This is a genomic window from Kitasatospora sp. NPDC001132, assembly GCF_053598415.1.
This window is the reverse complement of the sequence record NZ_JBSFKF010000013.1, coordinates 74,442-97,625: the sequence shown is the minus strand read 5'-3', so window position 1 is coordinate 97,625 and position 23,184 is coordinate 74,442. Positions and strand designations below refer to the sequence as shown.

The following is a 23,184-nucleotide window of genomic DNA, read 5'->3' as shown; positions in this document are numbered from 1 at the left end:
CAATCGACGTCCGGGACCGGGAGCGGACGAATGGATTCGGCCAAGATGGCCGATAATGCTCGTACAATTTCGGCCCCAATGCCGAAAACTGCCGCGGGCGGCGCGAAGTTGCCGGTCACAAAGGGGCAAATCGAACGTTGTGACCACTTCGCCGAAAAAAGTCCGCGTAGTACACTCGTTCGCGCGTCGCTCGAGTAGCCCGATGGCGGCGATCGACTCACCGTCGAATCAACGCCGAATCACCGCCGAAGGCCGCCACGAACAGCTGCGACAAACCGTCACCACGTCCCCGATTCATTATTCCACAGCACTGACACACTGCTGCCCGAGCACCGTTCGACCCTGACACCTTGTGTCCGGGCGCCTTGCGGCCCAGGCCGACACGAGCGTTCACGCCTGCGCTCCGCCCGGCTGTCCGACCGCCTGGCCGGCAGTGATCGTTTTTCGGAGTGATCGGCGCCGACAAAAACGGCGCATCGAGTTCTGACTTTTATTCTGCTCACGACGGCAGGAAGCGCGGGGGAATGGACAACAATCAGCTTCGCTCGATGCTGGTAACCCAACGGAAGATGATCGGATGGAGCCAGGAGCAATTAGCCGAGCACTCCACCGTCAGTGTCCGCACCATCCGTAACCTGGAAACCGGCGCCATCAAGAATCCGCGGCGCAGTTCCGTGGAACTCCTGGTGGGCGCGCTGTTCTCCGCGGCGACCGACCGGAACGACACCGTGCTCTCCCGGGCCGTCCAGGCGGGCGCTCCGGCGGAGCTGCTGTCCGCCCGGCCGGAGGCCGGATGGCCGACCCACGTCGCCGAACTCCCGGACAACGCGCGCTGGCGGGGCCTGCGCCCCAAGACGGACATCACCGTCGGCCGCCGGGCCGACCTGCTGCACGTCGTGACCGCCCTGCGCCCGGGCCGGCCGCTGGTGCTCACCGGCCCCGCCGGGGTCGGCAAGACCCGGCTGGCGCTGGACTCGGCCGCCCACCTGTTGGACCGCTTCCGGGACGGCGTCGTGGTCCTGGAACTCGGCTCGGTGACCCCCGAGGGCGTCGACCCGGCCGCCGCCGCGGCGCAGGCCCAGCGCGCGCTCGACACGCTCTTCCGGAGCTTCGACCGCGATCCGCGGACCACGCCCGAGCCGCAGCTGCTGCTGGTCATCGACAACGCCGAGCACGTCATCGACACGGTGGCCCGGCAGGTCAGGGCGCTGCTGGCGCGCCACCCTGCGCTCCACATCATGATCACCTCGCTGCGGGCGCCCGCCGGGGTCCCCGCCGACCTGTGGGAGGTCTCACCCCTGCCGGTCGACCATCCGGACGGCCCCTACGGCTGCCCGCCCGCCGCCGAACTGTTCTGCCGCCGGGTGCACTCGGTCGCCCCCACCCTCGACCTGCGCGACCAGATGCCGCAGGTGGTCGAGCTCTGCCGGCGCCTCGGCGGCCTGGCGCTCGCGATCGAGAACGCGGCCGTCCGGATGCGCTCGGTGCCCCTGCACGTCCTGGTGGAGGAGTGCCGGGTGCTGCCGATCCTCGGCCAGGAGGAGGTCGGCGGGCTCTCCCACCACCGCTCGCTGCACCGCAGCCTCGCCTGGGCGTACGGGCTGCTCGACGAACGGCAGCGCCGGGCGCTCAGACGGCTCTCCCGGTTCCCCGAGGAGTTCTCCATCGACGACGTCCGCCGGGAGCCGGACGGCGGCGACCGGGAGCCCGCCCGCAACCTCGACGTCCTGGCCGAGCTGGTCGACTTCTCCGTCGTCCAGGTCAAGCGCGGGCACCAGTACGCGTACCGGGTCCCCCGGATGATGCGCGAGTACGTCAACGCCATCCCGGCCTGAGGACCGGCCCGCACCGCCGTACCCCGCCGTACTCGCCGTACCCCTCCGTACCCGCCGCGCCAGGAGTGCCGGCCGTGCCCGGAATGCCGCTCCGGGCACGGCCGGTGGGCCGGCGGCCGCCGCTCTCACCACCGACGCCGGGCGTGCGCCGGCTGATCGACCGTCTGAGAGCATGGCCTGATGCGACCGCTGCACTCCGTTCCCCTCGGCATCGCCGTCACCGGCGCCGCCTGTCTCGCCTACTCCGTCGGGTACGAGGTCCGGGCCTTCCGCCTCCGCCGGATCGAGGTCCCCGTCCTCCCGCGCGGCGCCCGGCCGATCCGGATCCTCCAGGTGTCCGACATCCACATGGTGAGCGGGCAGGGCAAGAAGCAGCGCTGGCTGAAGAGCCTGGCCGGCCTGCGCCCCGACCTGGTGGTCAACACCGGCGACAACCTCTCCGACCCGCTCGGCGTCCCGGCCACCCTCGACGCGCTCGGGCCGCTCATGGAGTTCCCGGGCGTCTACGTCTTCGGCTCCAACGACTACTACGGACCGGCCCGCAAGAACCCGGCCCGCTACCTCCAGGCCATGCGCAGCGGCGCCCACGGCCTGAACAACCCCGACGGCACCGCCCGCCGCGGCATCACCGGCGCCGTCCACAACCCGTGGGAGAAGCTCCGCGACGGCTTCGACGGGGCCGGCTGGCTCGACCTCACCAACACCCGCGGCCGCCTCACCGTGAACGGCCTCGACCTGGAGTTCACCGGCCTCGACGACCCGCACATCCGCCGCGACCGCTACAGCGAGGTCGCCGGCGGCCCCTCCGCCGACGCCGACCTCTCCCTCGCCGTCGTCCACGCGCCCTACCTGCGCGTCCTCGACGCCTTCACCGCCGACCGCTACCCGCTGATCCTCGCCGGGCACACCCACGGCGGCCAGCTCTGCATCCCCTTCTACGGCGCCCTGGTCACCAACTGCGACATCGACACCCGGCGGGTCAAGGGCCTCTCCACCCACACCGCCGGCGGCCACCGCTCGTACCTCCACGTCTCGGCCGGCTGCGGCACCAACCGCTACACCCCCGTCCGCTTCGCCTGCCCGCCCGAGGCCACCCTCCTCACCCTCACCCCGGCCCCCCGCTGACCCCCGCCGGACGCCCGCCCGGAACCGGATTTCGTGTCTAGGCGAGCGTCCGGTAGAGTTCTACTCGTCGCGAAGGAGACGGAGCGACAAACAGAAAGACCGGGGTGTGGCGCAGCTTGGTAGCGCGCTTCGTTCGGGACGAAGAGGCCGTGGGTTCAAATCCCGCCACCCCGACCCAGGTCAGAGGCCCTATCGGAGAGATCCGATAGGGCCTCTGGCGTATCTGCCAGCACGAAAGTACAGCAACCGCTCCGGCCCTCCCCGACCGCCAGCAGTGGATGCTGAGGAAGTGCCGGCAGAGCCGAAGTACTTCGCCGACACCATGGTGTGATTCAGGTCACACCCGGGCTGTGGCGCTCAAGGCGCATGACGTCGCGCCAGACCCCGTGGTGTTTGCCGATGTGCTCATGGGCGCCGATGACTCAGAAGCCGGCGCGGGCGTGGAGGGCAAAGCGAACGGCTCCGGCCAGAAGTCCTGGACCGTCGCCTCGCTCTGCTCGCCCCGCCGCGCCCCCGACCGCGTCCTCGTCCTGGAAGACCGCTGGGTCGACCAGCACTGCCTTGGCCCTGACCGGGCTCGACCAGCCGGGGCTGGCGGTGGCCGATGTCGGTACCGACTCGCGCTGGTCGTAGAGGTCAAAGGTGCCCTTGCGGCCGTGCGGAGCCGGCGGCGGTGATGCCGGCCCGCGTCGGGCCGCCTACCTGACGGGGCAGGCCCGCTTGGCGAGCTGGGTCCGTGTTGCCGGATACGGGGGGAGGGGCACCGCAACCTGGCGGGGCCGAGGCGTGGTCCGCAGCGAGCGGCCCCGATACGGCGGCATCCACGCTCGTTGGGGTCGAGCGTGGATGCCGGTGAAGCGTTCGGCTGTTCAGGTGTGCCGGCCCTATGGGCCGGTGGCCAGGGGTGGTGCGGTCACCAGTGGTTACTTGGGTCGGACCGTCGGCACCACGGCCGGCGCGGCCTCGCCCGAGGAGGTCGCCACCCTGCCAGCTGCCGCATGGACCGACCCCACCAACGGTGACCTGAGCCCGCAGATGAGCCTCGTCCAGGGAAGCCTCAACAAGTGCCGGCGTCCGGGACTTCGCCGCCCGCGCGGGCGTCCAGATCATCTGATCCATAGCCGGATTACGGCCCGTAGTCCGGCTACGAATCTGGCCTTCCGCCCAGCAGTTCACTGGGGAACGCCCTCCCCTGCCCTGCTGCCGAAGGCCTCCCATGCCAACGCACAGCACCAGGAGGTCGGCTGCCTCCCACGGGCGTCCCGCAGCAGCGACTGCGGGACGCCCGCTGGGTCGACCTTCCTCACGGCGGCCGTCAGCTGTTCGGCTCAACAGCGGAGGTGGATCGGACTCAAAGCGCCCATGGTTGACACATGGCCAAGGCTGGCAGCCGGATCGCACGTCGGTTGCCCCTACCCGCGGAGCGGACCTGGCTGGATCGCCGACGGGCTCTCGACGCCACGGTCCTGCTGCGGGACCGCCAGGGGTTGGACACCTCACTGGCCTGCTCAAGGAACGACGGAGCGAAGGCGGTAGGCAGCCGGCAAGGCAACCACCTGGAGGATGATCGTGACGCTCACCGAGGCCGAGTTGCTGACGGCCGACGAGGATCGTCTGGGGGAACTCTTCCGTACGAGCCCGCCCGGTGACATTCCCGACGGCCCGATGGAGGGCACCGCCATCATCGGCGCGGGCACGGGCGTGACCCGACCGATCGCCGCGTTGGTGCGCCTGGCCGTGTGGCGGGGAAAGGTCTTCGACCGCACTGGCGGGTACCTGAGCAATCGGCTGTCCGCACTGGACGCGCTCGCCGTCCTCGCCACGGTCGCTCCGGGACCGAGTCGGCTGGACGGCGAGGAGTGCATCGTCATCGACTACTCCAGAACATCCCTCGTCGCTCGCGGCGTGCGCGATGAGATCCGCCAGGTGGGCCCGGACCTGTATCTGGGCGTGATCTGGCTGCTGGGCGCCAAGGTGGGCTGGTTCTCGCTGAGGAAGCCGCAAGCAGGAACCGGACCGGACGAGAAGCAGCCGAACGCGAGCGCATGATCGCCCCGATCCGCTTCGCCGCTCTTCCGGCTGCCCGACAAGGCTGCAGGAACATCCCGATCGGCTGACGTCTGGCGGCCTGGGCACCGATCGGGCGAACTCCGGGTGAAGGCCATGGTCCATCCCGGCCGGGCTGCTCTGTTTGAAAGGTCCTACAACGATGACCACCCCCATCATGCGCGCTCGCAGGTCAGCACTCGGCACGTCCCGCCGTGCACGAAGGTGGACCGCGGCCGTCTCAGCCACCGCGGCTGCCTCGCTCGTCGCCGCTCTGACCTCCTGCAGCGCCCCGCAAGACGCTCCCGCCGCCACCCCGAGCACACTGGCGGGAACAGTCGCAGGAGCGGGCAACGCGCTACACGGGGCCCAGGTGACGCTCTTCGTCGGAACCCGCCAGGGAACCGAGGCACTGGGCCGCGCCACAACCGACGCGACCGGCTCCTTCAACATCTCCTACGCCCAGCCGACAGACGGAGTGCTGTACGTCGAGGCCGCGCCTGCGGACACTCCCGGGCTCCGGCTGCGTTCCGTCGTCGGCATCGGCGCCGGAGGTGGCGTCCCCCAGCGGGCCCTGAGCGCGGTGAAGGTCAACGAACTCACCACCGTCGCCGCCACCTACGCCTTGGCCCAGTTCAGCGACCAGCACGGCATCTCCGGTCCGAGCCCCGGGCTGCAGAACGCCGCGGCGACATCGTTCAACCTCGCCGATCCGGCCACCGGCAAGCCGGGCGGAGTCGTCACGAACCAGGACAACGGCACCAACAACGAGACACTCGCCACCCTTGGCACGCTCGCCAACCTGCTCTCGCTCTGCGCGACGCCGAACGCCCCGCACTGCGGGGACGTGCTCCGCCTCGCCACACCGCCCGGTGGCACCACCCCGGTCGACACGGTGCAGGCGGCCCTCAACCTCGTCCACAACCCGACACTCTCCCCGGCCGAGCTCTACGCCCTCGCGCAGACGGCGAACGCCTTCTCTCCCGCGCTCACCGCGGCCCCCACGTCCTGGATCCTGGCGCTGCGCTACACCGACACCGGCCTCTACGCCCCCGGGCGCATCGCGTTCGACGCCAAGGGAAACGCCTGGGCGACCAACAACTGGCAGGCCGGCACCAGGGACCCGAGCCCCTACGTCACCGTGCTCGACCCGGTCGGCCGCCCCACCCTTGGGAGTCCCATCAGCGGCGGCGGCATGAAGGCCGGGGCCTGGGGTATCGCGATCGACCATGACGGCTCCGCGTGGGTGAGCAGCTACGGGGGCGACGCGATCTCGAAGTACTCGGCCTCCGGAACCCCGCTGTCGCCCGACACGGGCTGGAAGAACGGCGGCCCCGACCATCCGCAGGGTGTCGCCGTCGACCAGAAGGGCAACGTGTGGATCGCCAACTTCTATGGCATCAAAGGCGCGCCCGGCCAGGGCAGCGTGATCGTTTACCCGCACGGCGACCCCTCGAAGGCGATCACGATCACCGGCGGCGGCCTCGACCACCCGTTCGCCGTCCAGATCGACGGCCAGGGACGGGCCTGGGTCACCAACGCCCGCCTCAGCGGCGCCAAACTCTACGAAACGCGCGTGCCCGATTCCAACGTCGAGTTCGGTGGAGGCGTCACCGTCATCGGCCCCGACTTCAAACCGACCGCGTTCTCGCCCGTCAAGAGCAGCTCGTTCAGCTGGCCCCTGGGACTTGCCATCGATTCCAGGAACAACGTCTGGGTGCCCGACTTCTTCAGCAACACCGTCACCGAGATCCGGCCCGATGGAACCATCGCCGGTGAGCACAAGCTGCCGATCACGGTCGCCCCCTGGTCCGTGGCCGTGGACGGGTCCGACCGCGTATGGGTCGCCGGCTTCGGCGCCCCGTCCGTATGGCTGCTGTGCGGCGAGAACACCGCCGCCTGCCCGAACGGCACCTCCACCGGCACGTTCCTGTCCCCCTCACAGGGGTTCCGCAACGCAGCGATCCAGCACCTCACGGCAGTGCAGCTCGACCAGTCCGGCAACGTCTGGCTGGCCAACAACTGGTCGGCACTCCTCCCCCCGACCGGCGGCGTAGGCCTGGTGGAACTCATCGGACTCGCCACCCCAGTCTGCACACCCCTCACCCCGCTACCGATGCGACCGTCATCGGCAACCGCGACCGCCTGCCCGAAGCAGTGAAACCGGCGCACCCGACCGGCCCGCGGGTAGCGAATCCGGCCCCCAACCGACCACTACCCGTGCGCCCCAGGCAGACACCCGGAACGGAACGGCTACCGCCCCTGGTGACACTCCAGCCCGACCAGCGGCCGACGCGAAGGAGCCGACGGAGCACTGGCACGGGGGCTTGCCGAAAAAGCCTGACCGCTGACGAGCCACTGGCGCGCGTCCGCTGTACAGCAGCAAAGTACAGCAACCGCCCCGTCCAGCAGTGACCCTCGGCGCCCCTGGCACCACCTCTGACGTGCGCAGATGACCTCAGCGACCACCCTGCCCGTAATTCGGGACGAAGAGGCCGTGGGTTCAAATCCCGCCACCCCGACCCAGTGCAGAGGCCCTATCGGAGAGATCCGATAGGGCCTCTGTCGTTGTGCCCGCCCACCGGGTGACCGTGCCTCAGCCGACCCGGCGACGGGGATCCGTCCGAGCACCTTCCTCCTTCCGTGCCCTGTGCACTTCCTTCCGTGGCGTTCCGCCGATCCGGGCCCGCGCGTGGTTCACCCGCGTCGTGGCCGGGGTCCGGTCGGAGGACGGTGGTGAGTCCGGTGCGGGAGGTGATGTCGAGCTTCCGGTAGGCCCCGTAGAGGTGGTGGGCGACCGTACGGGGGCTGAGGAAGAGCGGGCGGCGGATATCGCGGTTGGTGAGGCCCTGGGCGGCGAGGCGGGCGATCTGGAGTCCCTGGGGGTGAGGGGGCGCTGCGGGGTGTCGGCCGGGGTTGAGGGCCGGGGTGCCGGTGGCGGAGAGTTCGGTGCGGGCGCCGCCGGCCCCGGACGCGGACACCCCGCCGGTGCGGGCGGCGAGCAGCAGGACGCCCCCTCGGCCTGGAACCGACGGGCGGCCAGCAGCAGCGCGTCCAGTGAGGCCCGGTCCAGCCCAGCCACTGGATGTCGCCCAGGACGCACAACCGCGGCTGGTCTGCTGCGAGTTCGGCGAGCAGTCCGAGTCCGGCGAGGCCGACCAGCAGCCGGTCGGCCGCGCCCCGCCGCCCGCCGGTCCGTCACCGGCCGCGCTGCCACCGGCTCCCCCGTCAAGCGCCCGAACGCCACCTCCAGCGCCACCGGTCAAGGCGCCACCGCCGACACCCCGCTGGTCGACACCCGGCTGTTCCGCAGCCGCTCCTTCGGCGCCGGCCTGCTCGCCCAACTCGCCTTCTGGCTCGGCCAGGGCTCCTTCTTCCTGGTCCCCCCTGCACCTCCGGTTCGGCCGCGGTCCGGATGCCCTCGGCGCCGGGCCGGTCTTCACCGCGCCCGCCGGCACCCCGGGCGGGCGGGCCGAAGCCCACCCGCCCGTTCCCTTCCCTCCCCCCGATCGGGTTGGATGGTCGGATGAGCGAGGAGAAGAGCGCCGTCCCGGCGTGGGAGCAGAGGTTCAGGGCGGCCCGGGTGTCGCTGCCCGACTGGGCCGAGGACGCCCCGGACCGGGCGCTGTACGTGTCCAACGCGACCGGCACCTACGAGGTCTACGCCTGGGACCGCGCCACCGGCGCCCACCGCCAGGTCACCGACCGTCCGAACGGCACCACCGACGCCGAGCTGTCCCCCGACGGCGACTGGGTCTGGTGGTTCGACGACCACGACGGCGACGAGTTCGGCGTCTGGCGCCGCCAGCCGTTCGCGGGCGGTCCCGACGAGGAGGCCGTGCCCGGCCTCGCCGCCTCCTACTCGGCCGGCCTGGCACTCGGCCGCGACGGCACCGTGGTCGTCGGCCGCTCCACCGACGAGGACGGCACCACCCTGCACCTGTACCGCCCCGGCAGCGCCGGGCCGGTCGAGATCTACCGGCACGAGGAGTACGGCGGCGTCGGCGACCTCAGCCACGACAGCACACTGCTCGCCATCGACCACACCGAGCACGGCGACGCGATGCACTCCGCGATCCGGGTCGTCCGGATCACCGGGGAAGGCGGCGTCGAGACCGTCGCCGAGCTGGACGAGGTCACCGGCCGGGACGAGCCGCGCGGCGTCGCCTGCCTGGGCTTCGCCCCGGTCGAGGGCGACACCCGCCTGCTGGTCGCCCACCAGCGCACCGGCCGCTGGGAGCCGATGATCTGGGACGTCGCCACCGGCGTCGAGACCGCCCTCCCGCTGCGCGACGAGCAGGGCCGCGAACTGCCCGGCGACGTCTCCGCGCAGTGGCGCCCCGGCGCCGAGGAACTGCTGGTGGAGCACGAGTACGAGGCGCGCAGCGAGCTGTTCTCGTACGGACTCGCCGACGGCCTGCTGACCCGCCTGGACACCCCGCGCGGCACCGTCGGCGGCGCCACCGCCCGCCCGGACGGCACCGTCGAGTACCTGTGGTCCTCCGCCGCCGAGCCCTCCGCCGTCCGCTCCACCTCCGGGACGGTCGTGCTGCGGGCGCCCGGCACGGTGCCGCCCGGTTCGGTGCCGGTCGAGGACGTCTGGGTGGACGGCCCCGGCGGGCGGGTGCACGCCCTGGTGCAGCGGCCGACGACGCCCGCGCAGGGCCCGTACCCGACCGTGTTCGAGATCCACGGCGGCCCGACCCACCACGACAGCGACTCCTTCGCCGCCGGCCCGGCCGCCTGGCTGGACCACGGCTTCGCGGTGGTCCGGGTCAACTACCGCGGCTCGACCGGCTACGGCCAGGCCTGGACGGACGCGCTGCACGAGCGGGTCGGCCTGATCGAGCTGGAGGACATCGCGGCGGTCCGCGCCTGGGCCGTCGACAGCGGGCTCGCCGACCCGGCCCGGCTGGTGCTCACCGGCGGCAGCTGGGGCGGCTACCTGACCCTGCTCGGCCTCGGCGTCCAGCCCGACAGCTGGGCCCTCGGCGTGGCCGCCGTGCCGGTCGCGGACTACCACACGGCGTACGCCGACGAGATGGAGGCGCTCAAGTCGCTGGACCGCACGCTCTTCGGCGGCACCCCGGAGGAGGTCCCGGAGCGCTTCACCGCCTCCTCGCCACTGACCTACGTCGAGCAGGTGCGGGTGCCGGTGTACATCAGCGCCGGGGTCAACGACCCGCGCTGCCCGATCCGGCAGATCGACAACTACGTCGAGCAGCTGGAGCGGCTCGGCAAGCCGCACGAGGTGTACCGCTTCGACGCGGGGCACGGGTCTCTGGTGGTGGAGGAGCGGATCAAGCAGCTGCGGCTGGAGATCGACTTCGTCCGGCGGCACCTGGGCGCGGCGCCGGCGGAGGCCGACGCGAGCGGCGCCGGAGGGCAGGCGTGAGACGCCTGCTGATGCTCGCGGGGGCGGCGGTCGCCGGGGCCCTGGTGCTCACCGGCTGCTCGGGCTCGCAGCAGAACGAGGCCTCCTGCCCGCCCCCGGCGGGCCCGGTGGTGCCGAGCCCCTCGGCGGTCGTGCCCACGAGCTCGGCCGCCACACCGCCCGCCGCACCCACTGCCACACCGCCCGCCGCACCGCCCGCAGCACCGCCCGCCACCGCGACCAAGGCGAGCGCACCGGGCGCGGGGAGCACGGGGAGCACGGTCGGCGGCGGGGCCGCGGGCACATCCGTGCTGCTGACGGCGTACGAGCCGACCGACCCGGACGGCACCGTCGAACTCGCCAAGGGATCGAAGGGGTCCGGCGGCTCCAAGGGTTCCTCGGGCTCGAAGGGCTCCAAGGGGTCGAAGAGCGGTCGCACCGTGCACCACCACATCGACCACTACGACTCCGACGACGACCACGGCGGCAGCGGCAACGGCCACTGCCACAGCGACCCGACGCCGCTGCCCACCGGCTCGTCCTCGCCGACCCAGTCGCTGCTCCCGACCCAGCCGGCGATCCCGACGCCCACTCCGACGCCGCCCCCGCCGGCGGTCAAGCCGACGCCGGCGCCGGCCCTGCCGACCAAGCGCTGAGCCGGGGGCGGAGCGGGACTCCGCCGGTCAGTCCAGGACCGGGTCCAGTCCGAGGGCCCGGTCCTGCTCCGCCTCCGCCTCGCGGCGCACCAGGCGGAACCACATGAAGACGACGAACCCCGCGAAGACGAACCACTCCAGGGTGTAGCCCAGGTTCTGGAAGGCGCGCAGGGTGAGCCCGTCCCCGCCCTGCGGCTGCACGCTCGGTACGGAGGCCAGCCCGGCGGGCACGTCGTCGGCGGCCACCCAGCCGTCGTACCAGCCGTCGTACTCCAGCACGTTCAGCAGCGACGCCCGGTTGATCATGCCGAGCTGCCCGGCAGGCAGGCCGCCCGCCACCGCGCCGTTGCTGCCCACGGCCTCGTTGGCCTGCAGGCGCCCGGTCACCGTCACCTCTCCGCCCGGCGGCGGCCCGGCGGCGGCCGGGGTTCCGGGCGCCCAGCCGCGCACCACGGCGACGGCGTGTCCGTCGGGGGTGCGCAGCGGGGTGAGCACGTAGTAGCCCTGCTTGCCGTCCACCACGCGGTTGGGGACGAGCAGTTGGTGTTCGGTGTCGTAGCTGCCGGTCACCGTGACGGTCCTGCCGACGGTCTCGGTGGTCACCTGCGGGGTCGCCTGGTTGAGCAGCGCGTCGAGCGGCCGGGCATCACTCGAAGCGGTGATCGCCTGCTTGGTCTCCTGGTGCGTGGACACCCGGTCCTCGAACCGGCCGAGCTGCCAGGATCCCAGGAACAGGCAGACCGCCACGGCCGCCACGGCCACGACGGTGCCGCCGAGCCAGCGCGGAGTCAGGAGGAACCGGTACACACCCCCACGGTATCCACTCCTCACACCCGGCCCGCCCCCCGGGCCCCGTACCCGGCGGCCTCCGACCCGCTACGACCCGCCGAGCACGCCGGGCACCGCCGGTCACCGCCGGTCACCGCCGGGCGGTCACCCCGCCGTCGGTGAACCCGACGGCTGCGGCGCCGGGCCGCCCAGGCCCTGGACGCCGCCGCGGTAGACGGTGCCGCCGCACGACACGGGCAGGATCGCCGTGGCGACCGCCGGGCTGCCGGGGGCGGGAGTGTGGGCGATGGTCACGGTGGGCGCCGTGGTGGGCGGGTTCCCGGTCGGGCTGGCGCTCGGGCTGGGGGCCGTGGTGGGGTCCGCCGACGGGGACGAGGAGGCCGGCGGGTTGGCGCTGGGCGCGTCGCTGGTGACGGAGCCCGGGGCGCCGGGCTCGACGGCGGCCGGGACGTCCGAGCGCAGGGCCACCTGGTTGACGCCGTTCGAAGCCGGGGTGGTCAGGGAGCCGGAGCCGGTGCAGGTCCGTTCGGGGACCCAGGCGAACGGCACCCGGTACCCGGCCCGCGGCGCGAGCACCGGCGGCTCCCCGTCCATCGCGGGCAGGTCGGCGGCCGGGTCGCCCGGGGCGTGGTCGGCGGAGTGGACGCGGCCGCGGTCGCCGCCGCTGACGGCGGTGACCGCCACCGAGCCCGGCCCACCGAGCCGGCAGCTGTGCCCGGAGACGTTGTAGACCGTGAAGGAGCCGTAGATCCGCCCGGTGCCGTCGGCCGCGCCGACCTGCGAGACGCCCTCGCCGAGGTCCTTCCGGGTGCAGAGCGGGACGATGCCGCCGCCGTCGGCGCCGCCGGTGCCGGAGGGCGCGATGCCGCCGTCGGTGTGCGTCAGCCCGCCGCCGGGGGTGTGCGGGGCCGTGGCCGAACCGGACGGCGACGTGACCCCTCCGGTGCCGCTCGGGTCCCCGTGCGAGGCCCCGCCAGTGCCACCGGCGCTTCCGGTGACGCCGCTGGAGGAGGTGGCGGCCGGGCTCTTGGCGTCCGCCGATCCGGGGCCGCCGGAGAGCCCGAGGTGCTCCCCCTCGTGCAGGACGGGCAGGCCGATCGCGACGACGAAGGCGAGTGCGGCCACCCCGGTCCAGGCACCGCGCCGGGCGGCCTGGCGGCGGGGCACCGCCCGGCGGATCCGCGGCAGCGCCTCGGCCGCGGGCTGGATGCCGGAGACGGCGCCGTGCAGCAGTTCGCGCAGCGCCCGTTCCTCGGTGGAGAGGTCCGGCAGCTCCGGGGTCAGGGAGTCCGCCTCGGACGACGACGCGTTCGCGGCGCCGGGCACGTTCGGGACGGGCACGTTCGCGGCGCCGGGCGCGTTCGGGACGGGCGCGTTCGGGACGGGCGCGTTCGGGACGGGCGCGTTCGGGACGGGCGCGTTCGGGATGGAGGCGTCAGGCCCGTTCGGGCCGGAGGCGCCGTCCGCCTCAGCCATGTCCGGCCTCCATCTGGACGCGGAGGGCGGCGAGTCCACGCGAGCCGTAGGCCTTCACCGAGCCGAGCGAGATGCCCAGGGTCTCGGCGACCTGCGCCTCCGTCATGTCCACGAAGTAACGCAGCACCAGAACCTCCCGCTGACGGCGTTGCAGACCACGTAGCGCGGCCTTCAACTGGTCGCGCTCCAGGGCATCGTAGGCACCTTCTTCTGCACTGGCCATGTCAGGCATGGGCTTCGGCAGCAGTCGCAGCCCGAGGATGCGGCGGCGCAGCGTGGAGCGGGACAGGTTGACGACCGTCTGCCTGAGGTAGGCCAGGGTCTTCTCGGGCTCTCGCACCCGGCGCCGGGCGGCGTGCACCCGGATGAACGCCTCCTGGACGACGTCCTCGCAGGTCGAGAGGTCGTCGAGGAGCAGCGCGGCGAGCCGCAGCAGCGAGCGGTAGTGCGCCTGGTAGGTCGCGGTGAGCAGGTCCTCGCTGGTACCCGCGTCGGTACCCGCGCCGGAGTCCGCCGCACCGGGTGCGGCCGCCGTCATCTGGTCTTCTTCCGGCCTACTCGCAGGCCACGGGGCGCGCGACGGGAAGGACACCGCGGCTCTCGCCGGGATGCCCGCCCTTGCCCCCACCATCACGTTCGCCACGCACGTTGGACACTCGATCCCCTGTCATGGTTGCCCGGCCCGGGGCCCATTCTTCCGCATCGGCGGAAGCGGGCTCCAGGGGATTCCCACGGGATTCCGGACAGATTGTGTCGAGGAGCGGACACAGGTATGGACAGCTGGGGAGACAGGTGGGGAAACCCGATGCCTACTCGGTCGGTTGGCCCGCCGTCAGCTCCGCCGCCACCAGTTCGGCCAGCTGCACCAGGTTGAGCGCCGCGCCCTTGCGCAGATTGTCCCCGCACAGGAAGAGGTCCAGCGCGTCCGGTTCGTCCAGCGCCCGCCGGACCCTCCCGACCCAGACCGGGTCCGTTCCGACCACGTCGTTCGGCGTCGGGAACTCGCCCGCCGCCGGGTCGTCGTAGAGGACCACGCCGGGCGCGTCCCGCAGGATGTCCTGCGCATGCTCCTGGGTGACCTCCCGTTCGAACCGGGCGTGCACCGCCAGCGCGTGGGTGCGGACGACCGGGATGTGGACACAGGTCGCCGAGACCTTCAGGGCGGGAAGGCCGAGGACCTTGCGGGACTCGTCGCGGATGCCCATCTCCTCGGCCGACCAGCCGCCCTCGCACAGACCGCCGGTCCAGGGCACCGCGTTGAACGCGAGCGGGGCGGCGAAAGGACCCTGATCGGCGATCAGCGCGCGCAGGTCACCGGTCTGCCGACCGACCTCGGCGCCCGCCACCAGAGCGGTCTGCGCGCGCAGCGCCGCCTCGCCGGCGCGGCCCTCGCCGTCGGCGGCCTGGTAGGAGGCGACCACCAGCTGCGCCAGCCCGTACTCGGCGTGCAGCGCGCCGAGTACGGCGATCATCGCGAGGGTGGTGCCGGCCGGACTGGCGACGATCCCGCGCGGGCGGATCCGCAGCGCGGCCGCGTTGACCTCGGGGACGACCAGCGGCACGTCCTCGGCAGTGCGGAAGACGGCCGAGTCGTCGATCACCACGACGCCCTTGGCCGCCGCGATCGGCGCCCACTGGGCGGAGACCTGGTCGGGGACGGCGAACACCGCCACGTCGACCCCCTCGAAGGCCTCCTCGGCCAGCGGGACGACCCGGACGGACTCCCCGCGCACCACCGCCGTACGGTCGGCCGAGCGCGGGGAGGCGACGAGACGGATCTCGCCCCAGACGTCCTGGCGGAGGGAGAGCAGCCCGAGCAGCACCTCGCCGACCGCGCCGGTGGCGCCGACGACGGCGAGGTTCGGACGCCGGGTCATCGCCCGGCGTCCCGGCCCGGTGCCCGGGTCATCGCCCGGCGCTCCCGCTCCGCTCCCGGGTCATCGCCCGGTGCCGCCGTAGACGACGGCCTCGTCGCTCTCGCTGTCCAGGCCGAAGGCGCTGTGCACGGCCCGAACGGCCTCCGGGACGTCATCCGCGCGGGTGACCACCGAGATGCGGATCTCCGAGGTGGAGATCAGCTCGATGTTGACGCCCGCGGCGGACAGCGCCTCGAAGAAGGTCGCCGTGACCCCGGGGTTGGAACGCATGCCGGCGCCGACCAGCGAGATCTTGCCGATCGCGTCGTCGTAGCGCAGCGACTCGTAGCCGATGCCCTCCTTGACCCGGCCCAGTGCGTCGATGGCCTTCTGGCCCTCGGTCTTGGGCAGGGTGAAGGAGATGTCGGTCAGGCCGGTCGATGCGGCGGAGACGTTCTGCACCACCATGTCGATGTTGACCTCGGCGTCGGCGATGGCGCGGAAGATGCGCGCCGCCTCGCCCGGCTTGTCGGGCACGCCGACGACCGTGACCTTGGCCTCGGAGGTGTCGTGGGCGACTCCGGAGATGATGGCCTGCTCCATCTCGCCCCCTTCGGGCTGGTTCGGGTTGTCATTGCTGACGATCGTCCCGGGAAGACCCGAGAAGGACGAGCGTACGTGAATCGGGATGTTGTAGCGACGGGCGTACTCGACACACCGATCGAGCAGGACCTTGGAGCCCGACGAGGCCAGCTCCAGCATGTCCTCGTAGGCGATCCAGTCGATCTTGCGGGCCTTCTTCACCACGCGCGGGTCGGCGGTGAACACGCCGTCCACGTCGGTGTAGATCTCGCAGACCTCGGCCTTGAGCGCGGCGGCGAGCGCCACGGCGGTGGTGTCCGAGCCGCCCCGGCCCAGCGTGGTGATGTCCTTGCTGGTCTGGGAGACGCCCTGGAAACCGGCCACGATCGCGATGTTGCCCTGGTCCAGGGCGGTGCGGATGCGGCCCGGCGTCACGTCGATGATGCGCGCCTTGTTGTGGACGGAGTCGGTGATGACACCGGCCTGGCTGCCCGTGAAGGACTGCGCCTCGTGCCCCAGGGATTTGATCGCCATGGCCAGCAGCGCCATGGAGATGCGCTCTCCAGCGGTCAGCAGCATGTCGAACTCACGGCCGGCAGGCAGCGGTGACACCTGCTCGGCGAGTTCGATGAGCTCGTCCGTCGTGTCGCCCATCGCGGACACCACGACGACGACCTCATGGCCGGCCTTCTTGGCGTCAACGATTCGGCGGGCCACGCGCTTGATGCCTTCGGCATCCGCAACGGATGAGCCGCCGTACTTCTGCACGACAAGGCCCACGTGCGCTCCTCGACTCGAAGTCTTTTCCGGGGGCTACGGGCCCCCGTACCCCCCTGGGAAGAGGGGGGTGCGGTCGTCGTCAGTCTACCGAGCAGGGGTGCTCCGACTGGCGCTTTCCATATGGTGAGACGGTAGTTTCAGCACGTGAGCGGCGTGCGGGTGGCTCCGCCGTCAGGTCTGCGGGCGATTCGGCGCGGTTCCGAAGAATCGGCGGATCGGGGGGCGGCGATCCGGCCGGATTTTCTTTTCCGGCCGGGCGCTGAGGCATCCGTCACAATCCGGGCCCGCCATTGCTGAATTCCGCCGGTCGCCAGTCGCCGGTCGCCTGCCGCCGGTCGCCTATCGCCTGGCCGCCTGGCCGCCTGCAGACGTTCCTGTACCGGCTGCGACCTGCTGCCTAGCGGCCCAGACCGAGCTCGGCCGCCATCAGGTCGCCCGCCTGCTGCTCCAGCTGCTCGTCGGTGAGCCCGTCGTCGTCGGTGTCCGCGCCGTCCGGCACCGCGCCGATCGGGCTGTCCAGCCGGACGTGGGCGATCAGCGACTGCAGGGCCCGCAGCACCGCCGTACAGGTCGTGCCCCAGTTGGAGAGGTACGAGAACTGCCACCACCACAGCGCCTCGCTGACCCGGCCCTCGCGGTAGTGGGTCAGGCCGTGCTGGAGCTCGCTGACCACGCCGGCCAGGTCGTCCGAGATCCGGAAGGCGTTGGGCTTCTCCGGCGGACCGTACGGGTCGAAGACCTCGTGGTAGACGTCGATCGGCGCGAGCAGCTCGGCGAGGCGCTCGCGCAGCTGCTCGCCGTCCGGCTCGGGGCCCGCGTCGGGCTCGAAGCGGTCCTCCGGGACGACGTCCTCGATCGCGCCCAGTCGGCCGCCCGCCAGCAGCAGCTGCGAGACCTCCAGGAGCAGCAGCGAGACCGCGCTGCCGGGCTCGTCGCCCTTGGCGACCTCGGTGACGGCGAGCACGAAGCTCTCCACCGAGTCGGCGATCTGCACGGCGAAGTCGTCCGGCTCCGAACCGTGGCCGTGGGTGTGCGGGGCGTGGACGTCCGCGTGCGGGGCGTGTGCCCCTGCGTGCGGGGCGTGTGCCCCCGGTTCCCCGTGGGACTGCTGGCGGGGGGTGTGGGGCTGCTGGTTGATCGTCCGGTCAGACATCGAGCAGTCGTCTCCCTTCGAAGGCGCGGCCGAGGGTGACCTCGTCCGCGTACTCCAGATCCCCGCCGACGGGCAGGCCGCTCGCCAGACGGGTCACCTTCAGGCCCATCGGCTTGCAGAGCCGGGCCAGGTAGGTGGCGGTCGCCTCCCCCTCCAGGTTGGGGTCGGTGGCCAGGATCAGCTCGGTGACCGTGCCGTCCGCAAGCCGCGACAGCAGCTCGCGGATGCGCAGGTCGTCCGGGCCGACGCCCTCGATGGGGCTGATCGCGCCGCCCAGCACGTGGTAGCGGCCGCGGAACTCACGGGTGCGCTCGATGGCGACGACGTCCTTGGGCTCCTCGACCACGCAGATGACGGCGAGGTCGCGGCGGGGGTCCAGGCAGACCCGGCACTGCTCGGCCTCCGCGACGTTGCCGCAGACCACGCAGAAGCGGACCTTGTCCTTGACCTCCAGCAGGGCGTGCGCCAGCCGGCGCACGTCGGTCGGGTCGGCCTGCAACACGTGGAAGGCGATCCGCTGGGCGCTCTTGGGCCCGACGCCGGGCAGCCTGCCCAGTTCGTCGATCAGGTCCTGAACCACGCCCTCGTACAACGTCGCGCCTTCCCTCGGATGGTCGGTGGTGCCGGTCGTCCGGCGGTACCGGTTGGTCGGTGGTGCCGGTTGGTCGGCGCACCGGCTCGTCGATGGCACCGGATGGCCGGTGGTGCTCCGGTGCCATCATCCAACGAATCGGGCGTCGGACACAGCGCCCGACGCCCGACTCCCACATAAATCACATGGGTCTGTCGTCTGAACTTCAGACCTTCTGGAACTCGAAGCCGAGGTTAGAACGGCAGACCGGGGATGCCGCCGCCCAGGCCCTGGGTCAGCGGGCCCATGCGCTCGGCCTGCATCTTCTGCGCGGTCTGGCTGGCGTCCCGTACGGCCGCCAGGACCAGGTCGGCCAAGGTCTCGGTGTCCTCCGGGTCCACGGCCGCCGGGGCGATGGTCAGCGCCACCAGCTCACCGGCGCCGGTCACCGTCGCCTCGACCAGGCCGCCGCCCGCCGTACCGTTCACCTTCGTCTCGGCCAGCTCCTGCTGGGCCTTCGCGAGATCCTGCTGCATCTTCTGCGCCTGCTTCAGCAGCTGCTGCATGTTGGGCTGGCCACCACCGGGGAACACGGCTGTCTCCTTGCTGTCACGGCTGTCTTGCGGTGCTTCGTGCGTCACCGCCGAGCCTACGTGCTGCCCGCTGCTCCGGGCCCCGGAAAGGGGCCCGGTTCAGGGTCCGCTCAGGGCTCCGCTCAGGAGCCCTGGTGGTGGATCTCCTCCAGCACCGTCGCCCCCAGCTCGCGGATGATCAGCTCCTGGCCGGAGAACACGTCCTCCTTGAGGTCCGGGTCGTCCGCCTCCGGGATGTCGTCCTCCGGGGCCACCGACTGCACCGGACGGGCCGGCGCCGCGGGCGGCGGGGCCTGCACCGGCGCGGGCTGCGCGGGCTGCACCTGGACGGGCGCCGGCGCGGCCTGGACCGGCGGAGCCTGCACGGGCGTCGGCGCGGGGGCGGGCATCGACGGCGCGGCGGCCGCCGGACGGGCCGGGGCTCCCCAGCCACCGCCACTCTGGGCGCCGCCACCCGGCGCACCGCCACCCGGGCCTCCGGCGCCGCCGGACGGGTCCACGATGCACTCGATCCGCCAGTCCACGCCCAGCGCGTCGGCCAGCGCGGAACGCAGCACGTCGTCGCTGTTGCTGCCGACGAAGCTGTCCCGGGCGCCGGCGTTGATGAAGGACACCTGGAGCACGCTGCCGTCGAACCCGGCCACCTGGCCGTTCTGGCTGAGCAGGATCCAGGTGAAGCGCCGGCGGTTCTTCACCGCCTCCAGGATCTGCGGCCACAGCTGCCGCACCTGCGCGGCCCCCTGCTGCGCGGAGGCCGAAGGCTTCCCACCCGGAGCCGCCGGGGCGGGGGCCGGAGCGGGCACGGGAGCGGGAGCCGGCGCCTGGGCCGGGGCGGCCTGCGGCTGCGCCACGGGCGGCGCCGCGGGGGCACCGCCGACGGGGGCACCGCCGGCGGGTGGGAAGCTACGCGGGATCGGCCAGGCACCCGGCGCCGGCCCGGCGGGCGCGGCGGGCTGCGGAGCCGGTGCGGGCTGCGGAGCGGGTACGGGCTGTGCGGCCGGCATCGGGGCGGGAGCCGCCAGAGCCTCGGCCACCGGCGCGGCCGCCATCGGAGCCGCCGTCGGCATGCCCACCGGAGCCGCCAGCGGCGCGGCGAACCCGCCCGCCGCGGCCCGCCGCTCCAGCTTGTCCAGCCGCGCCTGCAGCGACAGCTCGTCGCTGTACGCGCCCGGCAGCATCACCCGGGCGCAGATCAGCTCCAGCTGCAGCCGGGGCGCCGCGTTGCCGCGCATCTCGGTCAGCCCGGTGTTGACGAGGTCGGCGGCCCGGCTCAGCTCGGCCGCGCCGAACGCGTCCGCCTGCGCCTGCATCACCGCGACGCGGTCGGCCGGGGCGTCGATCAGCCCCTTCTCCCCGGCGTCCGGCACGGTGGCCAGGATCACCAGGTCGCGCAGCCGCTCCAGCAGGTCGGTGACGAAGCGGCGCGGGTCGTGCCCGCCCTCGACCACCCGGTCGATCACCTGGAACACCGTCGCCCCGTCGTGCGCGGCGAAGGCGTCCACCACCTCGTCCAGCAGCGCGGAGTCGGTGTACCCGAGCAGCGCCGTGGCCATCTGGTACGTGACGCCGCTCTCCGCAGCCCCGGCCAGCAGCTGGTCCATGACCGACATCGAGTCGCGCACCGACCCGGCACCCGCCCGCACCACCAGCGGGAACACGGAGTCCTCGACCTGGATCTCCTCCCGGCCGCACACCTCCGCCAGGTAGTCGCGCAGCGTGCCGGGCGGAACCAGCCGGAACGGGTAGTGGTGCGTCCGGGACCGGATCGTCCCGATCACCTTCTCCGGCTCGGTGGTCGCGAAGATGAACTTGAGGTGCTCCGGCGGCTCCTCGACCACCTTCAGCAGCGCGTTGAAACCGGCCGAGGTCACCATGTGCGCCTCGTCCAGAATGAAGATCTTGTACCGGCTGTGCACCGGCGCGAAGAACGCCCGCTCGCGCAGCTCGCGCGCGTCGTCCACACCACCGTGCGAGGCGGCGTCGATCTCGATCACGTCGATCGACCCTGGCCCGCCGGTCGCGAGGTCCCGGCAGGACTGGCACTCCCCGCAGGGCGTCGGCGTCGGCCCCTGCTCACAGTTGAGGCAACGGGCCAGGATGCGCGCGCTCGTCGTCTTGCCACAGCCGCGCGGCCCGCTGAACAGGTACGCGTGGTTGACCCTGTTGTTGCGCAGGGCCTGCTGGAGCGGGGCGGTCACGTGCTCCTGCCCGATGACCTCCGCGAAGGTCTCGGGGCGGTAGCGGCGGTACAGGGCTAGGGACACACCACCGACGATATCGGGACGGGCCGACAAACGCGTCGCCCCTCACCCCCACCGGGCTCCGGGAACGCAAAGACCCCCCGTGCACCCGCCAGAGCCCTCCTACCCTTGCTGCCTTCCGGCCCTGGGGGGGTTCAGAGAGATGACGCCACACGAGGGGCTGACCCCCACACTACCGGATCCGCGGCCCGACGATCCACAGGCCACCCCCACCCTCCCGCCTGCGGGATAGGTGGTCGCGAGCACCCCGAAACATGTACTAAGCTCTCCCTCGGAGGATTCGCCTAGAGGCCTAGGGCGCACGCTTGGAAAGCGTGTTGGGGGCAACCCCTCACGAGTTCGAATCTCGTATCCTCCGCCTTGATCGAAGGCCCGGACCGCTCAGCGGCCCGGGCCTTCGTCGTTTACTCTCTGGCCCGCTCAATCGATGTACGTTATTCTGTACAACATGAAGACGATGAGTGCCACCGAGCTCCGCGGCAATCTCGCCGCCGCGCTCGATGCCGTCGAGAGCGACGCCGAAGAGCTCGTCATCACACGCGCCGGCCACGAGCCTCTGGTCGTCGTCTCGCTGGCCGAGTACGCCTCGCTCCGCGAGACCGACTACCTGCTGCGCTCCCCGGCCAACGCCGACCACCTCCGCCGCTCCCTGCAGGAGTACCGGGAGGGCCGTGCGGTGACCCGCGAACTGATCGACCCCGAAGACCTCACCGAGCAGAGCGCGTGAAGGTCCAGTTCACCGAGCGCGGCTGGAGCGACTACCTGTCCTGGCAGGCCGACGATCGCCGCCTTCTCAAGCGCATCAACCTGCTGATCGACGACATCCGCCGAAACGGCAACGAGGGCATCGGCAAACCCGAACCCTTGCGGCACGAGCTCGCCGGGGCCTGGTCCCGCCGGATCGATCAGGAACACCGCCTGGTCTACATCCTTGACGAGCAGGCCGACACCCTGTGCGTCATCGCATGCCGTTACCACTACGGCAAGTAGAGCCTGAGACGACCAGAGAGACACACGCCCCGGTCTCAGTTCTGGTCTCATTCACCCCCGTCCAGCCGGGTTCGGCCGCCGCCCAGCGGTTCGCTCCGCCACTGGTCAGGACGGGTGTGAACCCCGACGAACAGCGTTCGGGAGAATTGGAAAGCGTGTTGGGGGCAACCCCTCACGAGTTCGAATCTCGTGTTCTCCGCCTTCACGGAGGCCCGGACCGCATCACGCGGCCCGGGCCTTCGTCGTTCCGTGGTCCCGATTTTTGCTCGGACCCGCTGCAACCCGTCATCCGACTGTCAGCCGATCCTCGTCCCGTTCGCCGGGTGCCAGCAGGCGGCGCAGGGCGGTCGGGGTGTGGCCGAGGTGGCGGCCGTGTCGAGGGCTACCGGACGCCGGGGTGGCCCGAGGGGAGCACCCGCCTGCACCTCGACTTCACCGTCCCCGACCTGGACCGCGCGGTCGAGGAACTGCTCGCCCTCGGAACCTCCCGGCCCGCCTTCCAGCCGGGCGAGGGTCAGTGGGTCGTCCTCACCGACCCCCAGGGCGGCCCCTTCTGCCTGATCCCCGCCACGACCGCCACCAACTGACCGTCCGAGACGAACGGAGAATCCCCGTGGCAACCATCCACCGAGCCGTCCCGATCGACGCCACCCCCGAAGAGGTCTGGGCAGCGATCCGCGACTGGGGTGAGGTCCACCGCAGACTCGCCCCCGGCTTCGTCACCGACACCCGCGTCGAAGGCGACGTCCGAGTGGTGACCTTCGAGGACGGCACGGTGGTGCGCGAGCTCATCGTCTCGCTGGGCGACGGCGCCCGGCGCATCGCCTACGCGGTGGGGGGCGGCTCCCTGAACGTCCTCCACCACCACGCCTCCACGCAGGTGTTCGCCGAAGCCGGCGTCCGCAGCCGCTTCGTCTGGATCACCGACGTGCAGCCGCACGGCCTGGCGGAGCCCATCGCCGCGATGGTCGACCAGGGAGTCCGGACGATCCGGAAGACGCTGGAGGCCACTGCCGCCCCCGCTTCCCGATGACTTCCGGGTCCTGCGCCGGGCCGGGGGCGGGAACGTGCGCGGTACGGAGCCGACGGAGCAGGCG

At 72.1% G+C, this 23,184-nt stretch carries 20 protein-coding genes, 2 tRNA genes and 1 other RNA gene; 12 read left to right on the top strand and 11 right to left on the bottom strand.

From position 1 onward, the window contains the following. Positions 1-548: 548 nt before the first annotated feature. The 5 genes from ACWDBE_RS19615 (at position 549) to ACWDBE_RS19595 (ending at position 7,167) form a co-directional block, all read left to right on the top strand. Complete coding sequence (locus ACWDBE_RS19615; protein WP_449808642.1) at positions 549-1,835, top strand: helix-turn-helix domain-containing protein; 1,287 nt, start codon at positions 549-551, stop codon at positions 1,833-1,835. 180 nt (positions 1,836-2,015) lie between these two features. After that, positions 2,016-2,960: a metallophosphoesterase gene (locus ACWDBE_RS19610; protein WP_392914264.1), complete on the top strand. Its 945-nt coding sequence runs from the start codon at positions 2,016-2,018 to the stop codon at positions 2,958-2,960. A 100-nt stretch (positions 2,961-3,060) separates the two neighbouring features. Then, positions 3,061-3,134 (top strand) — tRNA-Pro (locus ACWDBE_RS19605). Between the two features lie 1,395 nt (positions 3,135-4,529). Then, complete coding sequence (locus ACWDBE_RS19600) at positions 4,530-5,009, top strand: hypothetical protein (protein WP_449788464.1); 480 nt, start codon at positions 4,530-4,532, stop codon at positions 5,007-5,009. Between the two features lie 160 nt (positions 5,010-5,169). Further along, entirely contained in the window at positions 5,170-7,167 is a 1,998-nt protein-coding gene (locus ACWDBE_RS19595; protein ID WP_449808641.1) for an NHL repeat-containing protein, read from the top strand. 376 nt (positions 7,168-7,543) lie between these two features. On the opposite strand, the gene ACWDBE_RS19590 is transcribed toward ACWDBE_RS19595, so the two are convergent. Further along, positions 7,544-7,987: a response regulator transcription factor gene (locus tag ACWDBE_RS19590; protein ID WP_449808640.1), complete on the bottom strand. Its 444-nt coding sequence runs from the start codon at positions 7,985-7,987 to the stop codon at positions 7,544-7,546. Positions 7,988-8,532: 545 nt separating this feature from the next. Between ACWDBE_RS19590 and ACWDBE_RS19585 the strand changes: the two genes are divergently transcribed. Both ACWDBE_RS19585 and ACWDBE_RS19580 read left to right on the top strand, forming a co-directional pair. Then, on the top strand, positions 8,533-10,401 hold the full coding sequence (locus ACWDBE_RS19585; RefSeq protein ID WP_449788467.1) for a S9 family peptidase: 1,869 nt from the start codon (positions 8,533-8,535) through the stop codon (positions 10,399-10,401). Next, positions 10,398-11,036 carry a hypothetical protein gene (locus ACWDBE_RS19580; protein WP_449788468.1) on the top strand — a complete coding sequence of 213 codons (639 nt, stop codon included), beginning with the start codon at positions 10,398-10,400 and terminating at the stop codon, positions 11,034-11,036. Before ACWDBE_RS19585 ends, ACWDBE_RS19580 begins: the two co-directional genes overlap by 4 nt. Positions 11,037-11,063: 27 nt before the next feature. Here ACWDBE_RS19580 and ACWDBE_RS19575 read toward each other — a convergent pair whose 3' ends face one another. From ACWDBE_RS19575 to ffs, 10 genes are all read right to left on the bottom strand, one after another. Continuing rightward, a complete protein-coding gene (locus ACWDBE_RS19575; RefSeq protein WP_449788469.1) occupies positions 11,064-11,843 on the bottom strand; it encodes an SURF1 family protein in 780 nt (259 codons plus the stop codon). Positions 11,844-11,969: 126 nt separating this feature from the next. Then, positions 11,970-13,301: a hypothetical protein gene (locus ACWDBE_RS19570; protein WP_449808639.1), complete on the bottom strand. Its 1,332-nt coding sequence runs from the start codon at positions 13,299-13,301 to the stop codon at positions 11,970-11,972. Next, positions 13,294-13,839 carry a SigE family RNA polymerase sigma factor gene (locus ACWDBE_RS19565; protein ID WP_392868345.1) on the bottom strand — a complete coding sequence of 182 codons (546 nt, stop codon included), beginning with the start codon at positions 13,837-13,839 and terminating at the stop codon, positions 13,294-13,296. Before ACWDBE_RS19565 ends, ACWDBE_RS19570 begins: the two co-directional genes overlap by 8 nt. 271 nt (positions 13,840-14,110) lie before the next feature. After that, positions 14,111-15,178, bottom strand: coding sequence for an aspartate-semialdehyde dehydrogenase (locus ACWDBE_RS19560; protein ID WP_449788471.1), 1,068 nt, complete (start codon positions 15,176-15,178; stop codon positions 14,111-14,113). 60 nt (positions 15,179-15,238) lie between these two features. Beyond that, entirely contained in the window at positions 15,239-16,519 is a 1,281-nt protein-coding gene (locus ACWDBE_RS19555) for an aspartate kinase (protein WP_316522622.1), read from the bottom strand. A 397-nt stretch (positions 16,520-16,916) separates the two neighbouring features. After that, entirely contained in the window at positions 16,917-17,672 is a 756-nt protein-coding gene (locus ACWDBE_RS19550; RefSeq protein ID WP_449788472.1) for a DUF5063 domain-containing protein, read from the bottom strand. Beyond that, entirely contained in the window at positions 17,665-18,264 is a 600-nt protein-coding gene (recR, locus tag ACWDBE_RS19545; RefSeq protein WP_350575393.1) for a recombination mediator RecR, read from the bottom strand. The genes ACWDBE_RS19550 and recR overlap by 8 nt, the downstream gene beginning before the upstream one ends. 233 nt (positions 18,265-18,497) lie before the next feature. Beyond that, entirely contained in the window at positions 18,498-18,836 is a 339-nt protein-coding gene (locus ACWDBE_RS19540) for a YbaB/EbfC family nucleoid-associated protein (protein WP_449788473.1), read from the bottom strand. 122 nt (positions 18,837-18,958) lie between these two features. Beyond that, positions 18,959-21,100 (bottom strand): DNA polymerase III subunit gamma and tau, encoded by a 2,142-nt coding sequence (locus ACWDBE_RS19535; protein ID WP_449808638.1) that lies wholly within the window; start codon positions 21,098-21,100, stop codon positions 18,959-18,961. A 65-nt stretch (positions 21,101-21,165) separates the two neighbouring features. Beyond that, positions 21,166-21,262, bottom strand: an RNA gene (gene ffs / locus ACWDBE_RS19530) — signal recognition particle sRNA small type. A gap of 108 nt (positions 21,263-21,370) precedes the next feature. Here ffs and ACWDBE_RS19525 point away from each other — a divergent pair. From ACWDBE_RS19525 to ACWDBE_RS19505, 5 genes are all read left to right on the top strand, one after another. Further along, positions 21,371-21,455, top strand: a tRNA-Ser gene (locus tag ACWDBE_RS19525). A 90-nt stretch (positions 21,456-21,545) separates the two neighbouring features. Then, positions 21,546-21,824 carry a type II toxin-antitoxin system Phd/YefM family antitoxin gene (locus ACWDBE_RS19520; RefSeq protein ID WP_449808637.1) on the top strand — a complete coding sequence of 93 codons (279 nt, stop codon included), beginning with the start codon at positions 21,546-21,548 and terminating at the stop codon, positions 21,822-21,824. After that, entirely contained in the window at positions 21,821-22,087 is a 267-nt protein-coding gene (locus ACWDBE_RS19515) for a Txe/YoeB family addiction module toxin (protein ID WP_355201987.1), read from the top strand. The genes ACWDBE_RS19520 and ACWDBE_RS19515 overlap by 4 nt, the downstream gene beginning before the upstream one ends. A 323-nt stretch (positions 22,088-22,410) precedes the next feature. Next, positions 22,411-22,674: a VOC family protein gene (locus ACWDBE_RS19510; RefSeq protein WP_449788475.1), complete on the top strand. Its 264-nt coding sequence runs from the start codon at positions 22,411-22,413 to the stop codon at positions 22,672-22,674. Between the two features lie 26 nt (positions 22,675-22,700). Beyond that, the gene (locus tag ACWDBE_RS19505) at positions 22,701-23,120 is read left to right on the top strand and encodes an SRPBCC family protein (protein WP_449808636.1); all 420 of its coding nucleotides are present in this window, start codon (positions 22,701-22,703) and stop codon (positions 23,118-23,120) included. Positions 23,121-23,184: the final 64 nt, after the last annotated feature.